The sequence below is a fragment of the Rhizobium sp. AN80A genome (assembly GCF_030053015.1).
Taxonomy (GTDB): Bacteria; Pseudomonadota; Alphaproteobacteria; order Rhizobiales; family Rhizobiaceae; genus Rhizobium; species Rhizobium metallidurans.
In genome coordinates, this window is record NZ_JASJPX010000003.1 from 2,359,677 (window position 1) to 2,374,398 (window position 14,722).

Below are 14,722 nucleotides of genomic sequence, written 5' to 3' on the forward strand. Positions count from 1 at the left end.
GCGGGTCTAGGCCGGAAGGGGGTCTCAGACTTTCGACCCGCCCCCCTAGGCCTCGATCGGGGTCTCGGTCGGCACCTCGCCGACCTCGACCATGACGGGAGGGTGCATGGTGCCGAGGATGCGAAGGTGCACGGAGGCGCCAGCATTCAAGCGCTCCAGTTCGTCAGGTGTCGGCGTCCATGCTGTCACCATTGCGGGTGTGCCCTCGCCACCGACCGTGCAGTTGATCAGCTCGTCGCGCAGAGGAAGGCCGAGATAGCCTTGGCTCTTGCCGAGGACGCGGGTTGCTCGCTCGATCATCGCTATCTGCATGATATCACCATCCGGGCTGTGCCCGCTCCTGCTTCTGCTTCTCGCTGTCGTGGTAAGCCTTGCTCACACAGTGCAGATTGTTGATGTCCCAGAAGAGCGCCTCATCACCGTGGTGCGCCTTCTTGTGGTCGGCGACCGGACTGTTGGGCGCTGGATGCTTGCCGATGCACAGCACGCCAGTGCGCTGGCATGTGAAGGCGTCGCGCAACAGCACCTGCTCTCGAAGCTTCTGCCATCTGCTGGTCTTGTACCACTTGCGATGTTCGAGGTTGGCGTCACGCTGGCGATGTCGCTCAGCCTCTGCCTCTTGCCTCGATGCCGGCGCTGTTGCCGATGGAGTGAGGCGACTGCCCAACGTCTGCAGCCGTGGCTTAAGCGATTGAAGTCTGCCCATATCTCTAGATACAGCAAAGGCGACCGTTAGGCCGCCTCGTCAAACGTCTAGTCATAGCAGTAGCACTTGCCCTGAATCGATGCCTCTGGTGCTTGAGGCTGTAGGGCGGGGTCCGACCGGTGTACCAACCCCAGAACTTACGTTCCCGCATGCTACTGCGTTCTCAGGGGCTCACTATCAGGATCATCGGATCATCCGTGAGCGCTTTGTACTCATGATTCTTCGACTTGCGCAATATCCAATTCCAGCGGCGTGGAGCGACCGAACATCATCACCTCAACGGTCACCCGGTTCTTGGATGGCTCGAAGTCTGTCACCAATCCAGTGAAGCCGGCAAAGGGACCGTCAGTCACCTTGAGGGCCTGACCAACCACGTACTCGACTGTCGAGACGCGGTAATCGTAATCGCCACGAACCGCCCTTCGTTTGAATTTCTCGATGAATTCCGAAGGGATGGGATACGGCCTCTCGCCGCCACCGATGATGCCGATGACATCCTTTACGCCTCGAAGCGCGATGAAGCATTGCGCCTTCGTAGCACACTGGACCAGTACATAACCCGGCATGACCGGGATGCTTGGGGCCGGTATCACCCGGCCTCTGTGGCACTTCTCCTTGCCTTTTTTTGTAGGAACCAAGGCCTCAACATTTTCTTCGTAGAGGTGCTTTTCCACAGCGCGCTCGCGTCCGCTGATCACCTTCAGGCAGTACCATGAGCACAGTTCTGGATGGTCAGCGACAATTCGCCGGCTCGCCTCGGCGAGGTTGCCGATCTTGATTCGCTGCTCGCTGGCGATCCGCTCAAGCTTCTCGATCCCCTTGAGCGAAACTTTACCGTCGAAGTCGAATGCGCCCCGCTTATGCTGCATCGTCATTGCCCCGTTCCCTCGCTACTGTCTTCCTGAATTCCGCCATCGCCTCCGCAGGCTCGCCGGCTGGCACTTGCAGGCGATTGAACCCTGAAGTCGGCCAAGGCATGCCCGCCCCCTCGAACAGCGCCCGCCAGCGCTTGGCGAGGTCACTATCCGGGTCGATCCCGACGAAGCTCTCGGAGATGCCAACCAGCATGGCCGGAACGGTCATTGGCTTCTGCTCAGAAACCATCCTCGATGCCTTGGGCCATCCGTACTTCGACCGTCGCTCAAGCTCGACAGTGCGCGCTGCCTCCGGGCCGCTGGCTGCGTGCTGCTTCTGGAAGCTCGTCATCGTCGGCCAGACCGTCGACATGGGCTTGAGCATCTCGGCGAGGAACAGCGCCATCCACGGCTGACTGAACGGATCGTGGATCGATGGAGGGCCGATCTCATCCTTCGGGTTCTCAAGGCGCTCCCAGGCCCGCTCCTTGAGGTAGACGGCCGCATAGGTGAACTTCCCACCCTTCGAGGCCTTCACCGCGGCGACGAAAGCCGGTGTGCGCTCGATGCATGCGGCGCGTTGCTCTGTCGTCAGATCATGCCAGCACTTGCGCGCTGCGTCCTCGCTACCGTTCGGATAAGCGGGCCACGTCGGATGCCACTTGAGGAAAGCCTTCTCGATCTTCTTTCGATCATCATCAGAAGCCGCGCTCGCGCCCTCTCTCTCAGATGATGGTTCTATTGGTGGTTCTATTACGGTTAGGGTGACACCGTGACACCCGTCAGCGTCGTCCGTGTCACCCGTGACCTGCTCGTTTGTCACCCCATCGTCGCCGTCCACGGGTGACACGCTGTCACCCGTGACTTTGGGCTTATAGGAGAACAGCCGAGCGAGATCGAAGTCGTATGCATTGGCGATACCGCGTCGGCCGGTAGCCTCGCGGACGACGACGAGGATGCCCTCACTGACGAAATCGCCGAGAATGCGCTGGATCGTCCGCTCGGAAAGTTCCGTTTCTTCAGCCAGCCGCTTGACGCCAGGATAGATGCCGCGCCCTTCGTCGTCGGCAAAGTCCGCCAGGCGCACCGCCAGAAGCTTTCTATTGCAGCCGCCAAGGTTCATCTTGAACAGGCGGCTCATGATCATGATGCTCACGCCGCGGCCTCCAGTAGGGCCGCCAGATGCCAGCAGTTCGCTCCGACGAGAGCCTCCGCGACCGGCGGCGACACCGAGTTGCCGACGCAGCTGACCTGCACAGACTTCGAGAACACGCGCCCATTGCCGTCGCCGTCGATGAGGTAATCCGGAGGGAAGCCTTGGGCGTTATACAGCTCGCGAGGCGTCAGCATCCGCATGCCGATATCGACGATTACGAACATCTCGCCGCCGATCTCGACCGTTACGAACTCCCGATCGTCCCAGAAACCGTGCGTACGAAGAAAATCGGCGACTTGGCGCGCACGACCTTCCTGCGCCGCGGTGAACGGCGGCGCATCGATACGCGCCTCGACATGGCCGTGCCGATCCTTGGTGGTGATCGTACGGCAAGGCTGATCCTCCTCGCCGCCATCCCCCGTCCCGTAATAGGCTTGCAGGTACGGCGCCACCAGCATCGACTTTCCTCCGCCATCCGCCGTCGTGGTTGCCAGAGGCTGCTCCGCCTCGTGGCCGGTCGACGTGCCGAACTGGCGAGAGACGAAGGCGCTGACCACGCCCTGCTGCGCTCCCGTCGACGTCACGGTCGACATAGGCTCGCCGATGTGTCTTCCGGGACGGGCAATGTCCTGACCGTCCTTGCGCGGGTCACCATTATGTTGTGCGATGAACGCGACGGCGGAGCAGACATCAGCCTTTGCGGTGATCGTTGCGAGAGGTTCATCGCCGCCCCGTGGACGGCTCTGTCCAGCCCGCCCGCCGCACCCTACAAGTGACGGCACAATAACAGCGTTCTGATCCTTGCCGCTAGCCGTGATCGTATGATGGGGATCCTCGACACTGCGATTGGCGCCGCCCTGTTGCGCGTAGGTTAAAACCGGCGCCACAACAGACAGACCTGCGCCACCTGCCGTGATGGTATGCGTCGGCTCGTCCGCTCCATTGAACGGCTTGCCGCTGTTGCGCATCGTCATCAGATGCGGCGCGACGACACCAACCGGAGCGCATCCGCCGGGGCGCTTGATGAAGCTGTTCGCCGTGATCGTCGACAGCGGCTCTCGGACATCCTGCCCAGTCGCCCCGGTATTCATCCGGATCACCGAAGGGGCAACGACGGCCTTTTCTCCCCGGTTAGCTCCCGTGATCGTGTTGAACGGCTCTGCCGCATCCTCGCAGCGCGCACCATGCGTCAGATTGACGATGAACGGTCGTTCCGCATCGAGAACGTACCGCTTCATGCCGCGCGCAACGCGCGCCATCGTGTTGTCGGCGAGAGGACGCACAGACCGAAGGCCGTGCTTTTCCATCACTTCATCTGTTGTGTCGAAGATCGACGGGCACGGCTGTGACCAATCGATGATCTCGGCCGCCGTACGCCAGGGCAGCTTTCGGCCCGCGATCACATCACGATCATCTGGCGCGCCGTGGGTGGGCTTCGGCCAGACAATCGGCTTCTTGTCGAAGCGGATGATGACGAAGAGGCGCTTGCGGATCGTCGGCGCGCCGTAGTCGCAGGCGCGCAACTCCTTGTACTCGATCTTGCCGCCGAGACGGCGCAACGCCTTGCACCATTTCTGAAAGGTCTCGCCGCGACGCTCCGGATCAGGCATCTGCCCCTTGTCGGTCATCATCAGCGGTCCGTAATCCTTGAACTCCTCGACGTTCTCCATGATGACAACATCGACCTTGCCGCCGCTCTTCTGGATGCGCTCGATCCAGCCAGGTATTACCCAGCAAAGATCGCGGATATTGCGCTCGACGGGCTTGCCGCCCTTGGCTTTGGAGAAATGCTTGCAATCTGGGGAGAACCACGCGAGGCCGACGTGTCGACCCTTCAGATACTCCAGCACATCGACCTTGTAGACATTCTCCGACAGGTGCAGCGTCTGCGGATGATTGGCGGCATGGAGTGCCAGCGCATCCGCATTGTGGTTGATGGCGATATCAGGCGAGCGACCCAACGCCATCTCGATGCCGGTCGAAGCGCCGCCGCCCCCGGCGAAACTGTCGATGATCATCGGCGGCACCCTGCCGCCATAGTCCCTCAGAATGTCGGATGTGCTCGCATCCCCAAAAAGCGTGCCCAAATACATGCTATGCCCCCTCGATAAGCGCCGCCGCGCCGTCTGCATCGTCGCCTTGCGGCTCGTTCGCCGCTTCGAAGCCCCACGCCGTCCAGCCCGGACGCGGCGTGCGGCAGAACATTTCCAGCCTCGGCATGTCCGGGTAGAGTCGCTCGATCGTTTCAGCGTAGAAGTCAGGCTTCGCGCTGTGGCGGCCCTTCGCCTCGCGATGGACGGTGTTTGGCTGGGAACCGGGAAGCGGCGCCGCAGGGTCACCGCGGCGACCGATCAACAACAGCTCGTGGCGATCGCGACCCCAATATCCGGTTCCCGCGATTTCCTTGTCCCAGATCCAATGATGAACGTAGGTGAAACCCCACGCTTCCATAACGCGCAGCGCGTCTGGCAACATCGGGTTCGTCGCCCACAGGAAGAGAACTGCGTCCTTCTTAGCTGGCGATCCGATCTGCTCCCAGAGCGCGCAGATCTCGTGCGTCGTCATGGTCGGATAGTGGTTTTCCGGGCTCTTTTCGCGCCCCGTCACTTCCGAATGGACGCCGAACTTCCACGGCGGATCGGCATAGATGACCGGATAGCGCGTCGCCACTTGCCCAGCCGTCGCCGCGCCGTTCGTCGTGACGTGCGCCATGTGGGTCAGTCGCACGGCATGACGCACCTCCGACAATGCCCGCCGGTTCGCCTTGACATCCGCCGCCTTGCGTTTCTCTTCGTCGAGTGCGGCCTTGACGTAGAGAACCTGCTTGTCCTCCGGAACGTGCTTCAGGCGATCGAGGAAAGCGCCGCTATTCAACCGGGTTCCACGCACCAGGTGCAGGGCCATGTCAACGATACGCTCGCCGCGCGCCGCATCGCGTTGAACGACCCGCTCGGATTGCCCGGTGGCTGCAGCGGTGGCGGCGGAAAACCGCTGAGTATCTGCTTTTTTCAGTTCGCCAAGTTGGCGATCTGATCGCCGGTCGCCGCCATTGGCGGTTTCCGGGTGCTTGAGCAGATAGATTTCCTTGCGACGAGCTGTGAACAGTGCCCGGTCGGCGGGCGTCAGTTCGGAGCGGATGAGGTTTTCGTCGATCTCCCAAAGCTCGCGATCGAGGTCGTCAACATCCTCGTGAAAGCAGTCGATGAACTCCTCACCAAGCTGGCGCATCGCCTCCAGGCGGTGCTTGCCGGCGCCAAGCGTGACGCGCTCGTCAGTCGGTTTTCCCTGCACCGTGATCGGCGTCTTCTGTCCATGCTCGCCGATCGATTGCTTCAGAGCCTCGACTGCGGCCTGATCGACAATGCGAAGGCGCGCCTCGCTGTCGATGGTATCAATACGCCGCCGCGTCACCGCACGGTAAACAGCGTCGGAAGATTCCGTCGCGGACGCCATATGCTCTGCCGCCCGCTCTGTCGGATACCACTTGTCCGCGCTCTTTTCGTCGCGAGTGAGGATGCCCTTGGCATTCATCTTGATGCAGGAGACCCGCTCAGACGAGCTTTCGCTGATGACGAACCCGTCGCGCACGGCTTTGGCAAGCAATACCGCCTGCCTATCCTTGGCTACTTGGACTGCGCTGATGCTCATCTCGCGATCCTCCGATCGTAAGCCGCCAAACCGCGCAGGATGCGATCAAGCGACCGCCCCCGATCCAGGCGCTCTTCCATCTCACGCGGCTCGCATACGAAAGCCGCCCCGGCGATCGCGACACGGAGCGGCTTGGGAAGACTGTCGAATGCCGTCATGCGAGCGGCGCATTCGGTGTTGGGAGTGCTCAATTTCCGCCTCCCTCTTCCAGCTTCGCCAGAACGTGCTCGATTGCCCGCAGAGCTTCGCGGCCCTCCCGGGCAATCTGCTTGCGTTCGAGAGCGTCGATGCGATTGTCGAGAAGGGCGTTCAGGATCGCCTTCGAGAGATCCATACTTTCTGACAGCACCCGATGCGCATCCATTTCGGTGATCGGTCCGGCGGTCGGTGCCTCGTCGTCGGCAACCAGGCGATAGCCAAGCGCACGAGCCATAGCCGATGTGATAACCGGGCTTTTTGCTCGTCGGTCGGCCTCGATTGCGACATCGCACGGGATGACGTTTTCCGTGAGCTCGTCGTTGAAAGACGCATACTTGGAGAGCGTCGACACATTTACCCGCGTCAGGTCCGGGAAAGCGGTCACGCCGCCACCCAATGTGTACGCCGCCTCGGTGGCGGCCTTGATCGAACGAACTTCGACCGGTGAAACTGTGCGCACGGAAACTCCCCCTCAGGATCAAGGAAACAAAAACGGAAATGGATTCGGTGATCGGCGCGCTCGCGCGCCTTACTGGTCGATCGTCAACACATCACGGAGGGCCGGATGCCTGAGCGAAAGACTGAACTGCATTCGAAGAAGAAGGGGCGCCGAGCGCTGAAGGTCCGCTGCGGTCGGCGCCAGTTGGTGCGACGGGTGAACGCGCGCACTGGGAAACACGGTTCATGCGGCCTCCTGATGAGTGGGGCGCGGAACGTCAGTCGGCCACTCGACATCATCGGGCCAATTCGTCGAAAACCAGAAGACAACCTCGTCATACTTTCGAAGCGTGAAGGTCTTTCCGTCGCGGATACGCGAAAAGAACCGACCGTCCGACGCGCAGTGGCGTCCGATCGTTGCCTCGCCCAGATCGCGGGCTGCGGAAAACCGTTCCGAGAGAGCTATAAGATGGCTGACGAGTTGTGTTTCCATGCCCCGTTTATAGTGGGATGCATCCCACTTTTCAATAGGAAATATCCATATCGCCAAGGTGGGTGGAAATTTCCTATGGTGGCGTCATGACAAAACTGCAGGAAATTGTGAGAAATCGTGTGGATGAGCTGGGGCTAAAGGCCGGACCAGCTGCTATTGCCGCAGGACTTTCAAAGGGCTTTATCTACGATATCCTTCGCGGGAAGAAGACCGACGTTAAGGCAGATAATCTCGTGAGATTAGCCAAGGCGCTGCAGCTAGACGCTCAGGCACTCTCAAACGGAGAAGCCATCCCGGTCGCCCGCCCATCGACCACGCCGTTACCTAACGCAAGCTTCCCGCCACGCTATCAAAGCTTCGCGAGTGACGGCTACGTGCCGCTGCGCGGTCAATCGGTTGGAGGACCTAACGGCAGGTTCATTCTCAATGGCGCCGAGGTCGGCCGCTTGTTCGTCCCGCCATCCTTGGAAGGCGTCGAAGGTGCTTACGCGGTAAGGGTTTTTGGAACATCTATGGAGCCTCGCTTCAAGGCCGGCGAAACGGTGTGGATCAACCCCCATGAGCCCGTGCGGAGCGGCGATGACGTTATCGTCCAAGTGCTGACGGATGAAGAACACCAGCTCGAAAGCTACATCAAGGAGTTCAGATCGCGGTCATCCAAAGTCACTCGTCTTTGGCAGCACAATCCGGACGAGGGCGAGGAGAACGAACTCGTTTTCGAAAGCGATCAGGTCTTTTCAGTCCACAAGATCGTATTTCACGCCACCATGTAGCGCGGCCCCGCGTGTATCCAGGTGGGACGTATAGTGAGGTTCCGCTGCGCAGGCGGGACCTTCGGGCATTCGCTACACCGGATCTTCCTGCACAACTGCATATAATTATGGACCCCAAGAGAAGCGGCCTCCCTGAGGTTTTTCAGCTTCAGGACGCGAGAGTGTCCACAATCATCGCACTGAACATAAAGCTCTGAAATTTCAACGACGAGTCTCAAGGCGTCTTGATGATCTACGGGTGACCTCGGCACGTCGCTCTCCCTTTTGTTCTCATTCCGTTCACGTATCAAATCGCAAACCTGGCGACGGGAGTCGAGTCAAAAGTGATTCGTTTTCCGCGAGTTTTCCTAACCCTATGCGTTCAAACGGAAATTTCTCGACGCGGTTTGCAACCTCCGCTGCGCGTGGGATTGATCCTATTTTCCTACTTGCAAAGTGGGATGCATCCTACTATTGTCGTCTCGTCCGGTCATCCTCCTCCCCGCCCGGATCGCCATGATGGCGCGCCGCTGCCTTCCTCCAGGCAGCGGCGTCATCGGGAGACGGAGAGCAAGATGAAAAACAAGAACCAGATCACCGCAGACGACAAGCGCGACCGCGATCTCATGCTGTCGCTCGCCGAGGATCGCGGCTCCATGACCGCCAAGCAGCTGGTTGCCGCTGGCATCAGCGAAGAAAGCCAGGCGCGGAACGCCGGCTGGGTGGCCGAGCAGCTGAAGCTGCGTGCCATGCCTGTCGCCGCCTGAGATCCGATTTCGGTTTCCGCTTGTCGCGCCACCCCTCGCAGCAAGCGGTCTCCGAAACGGATGGAAGGAGACCTCCATGCATCGCATCGCAATCAAAACAATGACGGTCGACGAAGGGTATCTTGCGGCAAAGCGCCGGACCGAGCGTGTGGCGCTTCAGATCATCGCCACCATCGCGATGCTTTGGCTCGTTGGCGCGACCATCGCCGCGCTTGCCGCAGCTGATCGTGCCGCGATGTTTGCGGCGGTCTAGCGCCATGAACATCACCCGCTTTCCACCAAAGAACGCGCCACGACTGCGCTTGATCGAGGACGAGAAGCCGGATCTGGAACAGAAGTTTGATCGGGCATTCGAGGCTATCGACCGGCTTACCGCCGTTCAGCGCGACCTGATCATGGCGAGCGCCATGCTGAAGCACGGATCTGACATCGGACCCGGCTCAGCCATCGTAGATGGGGAGACGCTGCAAAGTCTCTTCCAGGTCGCCATCAGAACAATCGAACTCGCCAACGCATCCGACCGGGATCTGATGATCCTCGGCGCGATCCGTCAATGGCTCACAGAAAACGGAGACTGACATGGGCTGGGAGCGCAAGGTTCCAAACGAGGCAAAGCTCGTCGCCTTGATGAAGGCAGGCAAGAGCATCAACGATATCGCGAAGATCTATCGCGTGCGGCCGCAGGCAGTGCGGCTTCATGCGATCCGTTACGGCCTCATCGAGTGCCGTACCAACGCCGTGCGGCTTGCTGAGCTGCAGAACAGGCCTGCGCCGTCATCCGCGAAACGTGGGTTCGCAGTTCATGATGATCGCATCACGTTCACCCGTGACGCTCACGTTGCTGGGCGAGGCTGGGAATTGCGCGGCCTATCTCTGCCGGCGCCGAAGATTTACGTCGCCGCTGTAGCCGCCAAGCAGGGAGGCGCACATGCCAGCCTGTAGAGCATGCGGAAAGTTCTTTGCGACGGACGTGTGTCAAGAGGACATCGATCGGCTATGTCGCGCTATCGCTGACGGCGAGCCCAAACTCGAAATCCTGCACATCGTCTTTGATCTATTTGGAGCGGACTTCGATCTGTCGCCACCCGCTCACCAGCTGCGCGTCGCAGATCGAGTGAACGCCGGAAGGACCGGAAGCCGTGGCTGACATCTATTTCAAGGTACATCGCACCCAGTTGATGCCGGCGCTTGACGCGGTCTCCGAGGCGGTCGACACGCGGGCGTCGATCCCGATCCTGGGAAACGTCCTGTTGCGACCGGAAGGCGACGTCTTGCGCCTTAGCGCCACAGATCTGGCCGTGGAAGTTCAGACGTCATGTGAATTGCTCGACGGCGGCGCAGGCATCGCTATCACACTTTCAGGCGCGGACCTGCGCGACATCGTCAGGAAGCTCCCCGAGACGGCGGAGATCGAGTTCGCGGCTGGCGCGTTCGCTGGCCAGGTCCGAATTCAGGCGGGCCGCTCGCGCTTCGTCCTGCTATCTCTGCCAGAGCAGGACTTCCCCACGCTCATGGACAAGATCAAGGGCGTGAGCTTTGACGTCGACATCGCGCCACTGGCGGCCGCGATCGGCAAGGTGACCTATGCCGTTCGCCACGACGAAACGCGCTTCTATCTGTCCGGCGTGTGCATTCATCCGCATAAGGATGGCACCGGCCTGGCGGTCGTCGGCTGCGATGGACACAATCTTGCCGTTGCTAGAGTTGACGCGCAGGAAGTCCGGGAGTTCAAGCCATCCATCGTGCCAATTAAGGCGATCAAGTCTTTCTCGAAGTTGTTTGGCGACAAGAAAACCAAGGCCCGCCTTCTGGTCTCCGATGCGATGATGCGGATAGAGGCCGATGGACTGGTCTTTCTGACAAAGCTCGTCGACGGGGTCTATCCCGACTATCTGCGAACCATCCCGCAGGCCAACGAAAAGCGGGCGATCGCCGCCGTCGACACGTTCCGCTCGGCAATCTCCCGCGTCTGCTTGGTGGCCAACGATCTCGACAAGGATACCGTTCGGATACGCATCGATACCGGCTCCATGAAGGTTTCACTCGCCACCCAGGAGGGTGAAGAGGCCGACGAGGATCTGCCGGCAGACTATGACGACGAGGCGATCGAGATCGGCTTCAATGGGAAGTACCTGGTCAACATGCTGCAAAGCATTCCCACGCAGGACGTCGCGATGTGGCTTTCGTCTTCAGCATCCCCCGCGATCTTTCGCCCGACGATCGAAAGCGACGAGCTGTACGTTCTCATGCCGAGGAGGCTGTGATGCAGCAAGATCTTCTCTCCCCAGGTGTCATCAAGGCCGCGACCATCTCGGACTGCACACGCTATCGCTACGAGCTGCGCCGTGTGTGGGACGCTAACCAGCGTCTGCTCGTAGTTTGCATGCTGAACCCATCGACGGCAGACGCCGAAAAGGATGACCCCACCATCCGCGAGCTGACGTATTTCGCGAAGCTATGGGGATACGGCGGGCTGCTCATCGTAAACCTGTATGCCTTTCGCGCATCGCAGCCTCGCGAGATGATGGCGCAGGACGGAAACATCATCGTCGGCCCGAAGAATGGCGAGTTCATCGAAGCCGCCTTCACTTTTGCGCGCCATCAGAACACGCGCATCCTTGCGGCATGGGGGGAACGACGGCGCTTTCGGTGATCGAGATGAGTGGTTTATCGCCCGCGCCCAGAAGCACACGGTGAGCCTCGTCTGCCTCGGCAAGACTAAGGGCGGCTTCCCAAAGCACCCAATGTCGCGCGGTCTCAATCGCATCCCGCGTGATCAGCAGCCAATCATGTTCCGCAGCGCGATGGAGTTGGCTTGATGGCGTCCGCTACAGAGAGGGCCAGATTATCAACGATCAAGTCTCGCATTTCGGACGCCAGCACGAACTGGCATCTCGGCAAGATGGGCATGGAGATCATGGCCGTCGTCGTACCTGGCACCGAGCCGGTTGCAATCGCCGACCTGTCCGCCGATTGCAGCTACATCGATCGCGACGTGCTTCTGAACGCCTGCGACGATATCCGATTCCTTCTCTCGCTGCTCCAGCGCGCGAGCGATGAGATACGCCGCTGGAAGCCGGTCGAGAACCAGCAGCAGGACCAGGCGCACGCCAAGGGGAACTATGCTGCCGAGTGCGCCATGCGCTGCTCCGATCAGGCGTTCCGCCGCTTCCTGCTTGAGAGAACAGGCGCGACAGACGTCAGCGACAACATGCGCGTCGAGTCTCACGTCCGAGGACTGCTTCGGGTCGACAGCCGCTCAGAACTCAACAATTCCGCCGAGGCCCGCAATCGCTGGTTCGATCTGCGCGCCGAATTTGAAGCTTGGATGAAGGTGTCCGCATGACTGAGATCCCAAAGACTATCGACGAGGCATGGGGAGCGTTCAACAGCCGGGCATTCAACCACGGCAAGGACGAGACCGCGTACAATAGCTTTCGTGCCGCGCTTTCGTGTTTGTTTGACGAGACCCCACCACCCGTTGATCGGGAAGCCGTCTTCCACGGCCCATACACCGTGACCTTCATGGGCCCTGCCGTATGGGCCGGCATCAAAGACGAGCTGCCGGGGCATCTCGTCGACAAGCAGGTATGGGTCACGGCAACGCCACCTGGTGGCCGGGCCGAGCCTGATTATTGCTACGATCCAAAAGAGTGGGAATTCACCAGCAGCTGGGATGAACGCGACCAGGTGCACGGCCACGGCGACGGATTGACGCGAAGCGAGCCTATGGAGGTCGCAACCCTTATTCGCGGCCCGCGCAAGTGGGTAGCAGATGTTCCTGTCACGTGGGACGACGCCGGAGATCCGGACGAAACGGAGATCAAGTGGTTCGACAGCGAGGCAGATGCCATTGCCGCCATTGCAGCCAAGCCGGAGGCAATCGGCGATGGACGCTAAGCAGATCCACATCCTCCAGCACTCGCTTGGCCTCGACCAATACGGACGAGGGACGATGTTCCGGAACCACTTCGTGACGGGTGAAGGCAGCATGGACCATGCCGACTGCATGGCTCTTGTCGACGCTGGTTACATGGGCGTCCGCAGAAACCATCCGTTAGCCGGCGGCGATGACGGCTTCTGGGTCACCGAGGCCGGCAAGGTCGCGGTCGTCGAGAATAGCCCCGCCCCGCCAAAGCTCACCCGCAGCCAGCAGAACTATCAGGACTGGCTGAATTACGACAGCGACCTGCCCTTCATCGAATACGTGAAAATGAAATCGCACCTTCGGGCGAAGGAGGCTCGTTGCCAATGACCGACTTTTATCGCGCACAGGAGATTATTGGCAGGAAAGAGCACCTCTGCGAGCAGTGCATGAAGCCGATATCGGTCGGGACCAAGCATCGTTACTCCGCCGGGAAGCTAGATGGCGACTTCAACACTTATCGAGAGCACCTTGAATGCCACGAGGTCTGGCTGGAGATCCGCAAGCTCAGAGAGCTGAGCTGGGACGAGACGTCGGAGTTCCTACATTGCTCTGAGGATCTGGATGAGGATCGGGCTTGGATCATCGAGGATCACCCGATCGTCGGCGAGCGTCTTTTTGGCGTCGCGACTGGGGGCGCAAGGTGAACCTCCGCACGCTCAAAAAGCTGTCCAAACGGGCGCTGCCACTGCTGCAGCAGCTGCGAGAGGATCGGGAAATGTTTGTTGCCCGGCCCTCGGACAACTACACCCATCTTCTTATCACCGACCGTAAGCATTGGGAGCGCGGCCAGTGTCATCCCACCCATGAGCCGTTTAACCGCTTCGGCGCTACGAGTGCGCGCGGGATCAAGCTTCAAACGCGGAAGGGTAGATGGATTGCAATCGAACCGCCCCATCATCCGCGCAAGGGAACGCCGATGGTCGGATGCACGTCCGGCTATTACGAGCCGGAATGGGAAGAAGAGACCGCATGGGAAGCGCTCGACTCCATCGTCCGCGATCACTTCACTGACTGGGACAAGATGGAGGAGGACGATCTGCCGTTCGGCGGGGCGCTTTCTCGCGACCTGTCCACTGTCTCCCTCATTTTCGCCGCCGCCAAAGACATGCTCGCTGAGAGGAAATCAGCATGACCCTCAAAATCACCGCCGAGAACAAGATCATCGACATTCCCGATCTCAACCGTTTCCAGATCGGCGATGAAGTGATTGTCGATGCCAGCGACGTCAACGACAGGTTCGAAGGCGTCATCATAGGTATCGAGATGCGGCGTATCTACGGCTCCAGCGTCCTGACGCCATGCATCACGCTTCTGCACGACGGCTACATCACGGATGAGTTCAAGCCGATCGATTGCCGCAAGGTCGCGCCCCCAGCGCTAACTCATAATGAGAACACCTGGCGCCCGTGGAAGGATATGCCGATCGGAGACCAACGTTTCATCGTTCGCGAAGTTTGCGGTGACGGTGGGCAAACCGCGTTGGCTTACTGGACGGGCAAGGTCTTTGCTTACGCCCCGGTGAGTGATGATCCGGTCGAGGTGCCATTTAAGGTCACCGGACAGCGAACCCCAGTGCCTCAACATGAGGTGGTGGTGAACCTCTTGCGCTGGGAAGCCCACGGCGAAGGTTATCGCGGCTGCGGCCCGATTATCTACGATGTTTATCCGGCCACCAACGGTGGCGGGTGGTGGGCCGCGCTCTGCATGGCAGGCTACCTGCCATACCGGGAGCGCTTGCCGACACCAGAAGCGGCCAAGGAAGCGGCGCAACATGACTACGAG

Annotated in this window: 19 protein-coding genes; 12 read left to right on the top strand and 7 right to left on the bottom strand. The window is 60.3% G+C overall.

Going from position 1 to position 14,722, the window contains the following annotated elements:
* Positions 1-45: 45 nt before the first annotated feature.
* The 7 genes from P3R82_RS23275 to P3R82_RS23305 form a co-directional block, all read right to left on the bottom strand.
* On the bottom strand, positions 46-312 hold the full coding sequence (locus P3R82_RS23275) for a hypothetical protein (RefSeq protein ID WP_283195503.1): 267 nt from the start codon (positions 310-312) through the stop codon (positions 46-48).
* Between the two features lie 4 nt (positions 313-316).
* Positions 317-706: an HNH endonuclease gene (locus P3R82_RS23280; RefSeq protein WP_283195504.1), complete on the bottom strand. Its 390-nt coding sequence runs from the start codon at positions 704-706 to the stop codon at positions 317-319.
* Positions 707-918: 212 nt separating this feature from the next.
* Positions 919-1,581: a transcription termination/antitermination NusG family protein gene (locus tag P3R82_RS23285; protein WP_283195505.1), complete on the bottom strand. Its 663-nt coding sequence runs from the start codon at positions 1,579-1,581 to the stop codon at positions 919-921.
* Positions 1,565-2,683, bottom strand: coding sequence for a helix-turn-helix domain-containing protein (locus P3R82_RS23290; RefSeq protein WP_283195506.1), 1,119 nt, complete (start codon positions 2,681-2,683; stop codon positions 1,565-1,567). Before P3R82_RS23290 ends, P3R82_RS23285 begins: the two co-directional genes overlap by 17 nt.
* Before the next feature lie 29 nt (positions 2,684-2,712).
* Entirely contained in the window at positions 2,713-4,809 is a 2,097-nt protein-coding gene (locus P3R82_RS23295) for a DNA cytosine methyltransferase (protein ID WP_283195507.1), read from the bottom strand.
* A gap of 1 nt (position 4,810) precedes the next feature.
* The gene (locus P3R82_RS23300; protein WP_283195508.1) at positions 4,811-6,364 is read right to left on the bottom strand and encodes an MT-A70 family methyltransferase; all 1,554 of its coding nucleotides are present in this window, start codon (positions 6,362-6,364) and stop codon (positions 4,811-4,813) included.
* Positions 6,365-6,551: 187 nt separating this feature from the next.
* On the bottom strand, positions 6,552-6,959 hold the full coding sequence (locus P3R82_RS23305) for a phage regulatory CII family protein (protein ID WP_283195509.1): 408 nt from the start codon (positions 6,957-6,959) through the stop codon (positions 6,552-6,554).
* A gap of 620 nt (positions 6,960-7,579) precedes the next feature.
* Between P3R82_RS23305 and P3R82_RS23310 the strand changes: the two genes are divergently transcribed.
* The 12 genes from P3R82_RS23310 to P3R82_RS23365 all read left to right on the top strand — a co-directional run bounded on the left by P3R82_RS23310 (position 7,580) and on the right by P3R82_RS23365 (position 14,072).
* On the top strand, positions 7,580-8,266 hold the full coding sequence (locus tag P3R82_RS23310; RefSeq protein WP_283195510.1) for a S24 family peptidase: 687 nt from the start codon (positions 7,580-7,582) through the stop codon (positions 8,264-8,266).
* A 554-nt stretch (positions 8,267-8,820) separates the two neighbouring features.
* On the top strand, positions 8,821-9,012 hold the full coding sequence (locus P3R82_RS23315; RefSeq protein ID WP_113200896.1) for a hypothetical protein: 192 nt from the start codon (positions 8,821-8,823) through the stop codon (positions 9,010-9,012).
* 76 nt (positions 9,013-9,088) lie between these two features.
* Positions 9,089-9,265: a hypothetical protein gene (locus tag P3R82_RS23320; RefSeq protein WP_283195511.1), complete on the top strand. Its 177-nt coding sequence runs from the start codon at positions 9,089-9,091 to the stop codon at positions 9,263-9,265.
* 4 nt (positions 9,266-9,269) lie between these two features.
* Positions 9,270-9,590 (top strand): hypothetical protein, encoded by a 321-nt coding sequence (locus tag P3R82_RS23325; protein ID WP_283195512.1) that lies wholly within the window; start codon positions 9,270-9,272, stop codon positions 9,588-9,590.
* 1 nt (position 9,591) lies between these two features.
* A complete protein-coding gene (locus P3R82_RS23330) occupies positions 9,592-9,954 on the top strand; it encodes a hypothetical protein (RefSeq protein ID WP_283195513.1) in 363 nt (120 codons plus the stop codon).
* Between the two features lie 197 nt (positions 9,955-10,151).
* Positions 10,152-11,276, top strand: a complete 1,125-nt coding sequence (gene dnaN / locus P3R82_RS23335; RefSeq protein ID WP_283195514.1) for a DNA polymerase III subunit beta — start codon at positions 10,152-10,154, stop codon at positions 11,274-11,276.
* Entirely contained in the window at positions 11,276-11,665 is a 390-nt protein-coding gene (locus tag P3R82_RS23340) for a DUF1643 domain-containing protein (protein WP_283195515.1), read from the top strand. Before dnaN ends, P3R82_RS23340 begins: the two co-directional genes overlap by 1 nt.
* A 165-nt stretch (positions 11,666-11,830) precedes the next feature.
* Positions 11,831-12,358 carry a hypothetical protein gene (locus P3R82_RS23345; protein WP_283195516.1) on the top strand — a complete coding sequence of 176 codons (528 nt, stop codon included), beginning with the start codon at positions 11,831-11,833 and terminating at the stop codon, positions 12,356-12,358.
* On the top strand, positions 12,355-12,912 hold the full coding sequence (locus tag P3R82_RS23350; RefSeq protein ID WP_283195517.1) for a hypothetical protein: 558 nt from the start codon (positions 12,355-12,357) through the stop codon (positions 12,910-12,912). The genes P3R82_RS23345 and P3R82_RS23350 overlap by 4 nt, the downstream gene beginning before the upstream one ends.
* Positions 12,902-13,267 (top strand): hypothetical protein, encoded by a 366-nt coding sequence (locus P3R82_RS23355; RefSeq protein ID WP_283195518.1) that lies wholly within the window; start codon positions 12,902-12,904, stop codon positions 13,265-13,267. Before P3R82_RS23350 ends, P3R82_RS23355 begins: the two co-directional genes overlap by 11 nt.
* Positions 13,264-13,584 carry a hypothetical protein gene (locus P3R82_RS23360; protein WP_283195519.1) on the top strand — a complete coding sequence of 107 codons (321 nt, stop codon included), beginning with the start codon at positions 13,264-13,266 and terminating at the stop codon, positions 13,582-13,584. Before P3R82_RS23355 ends, P3R82_RS23360 begins: the two co-directional genes overlap by 4 nt.
* Complete coding sequence (locus tag P3R82_RS23365) at positions 13,581-14,072, top strand: hypothetical protein (RefSeq protein WP_283195520.1); 492 nt, start codon at positions 13,581-13,583, stop codon at positions 14,070-14,072. The genes P3R82_RS23360 and P3R82_RS23365 overlap by 4 nt, the downstream gene beginning before the upstream one ends.
* Positions 14,073-14,722 lie beyond the last annotated feature (650 nt).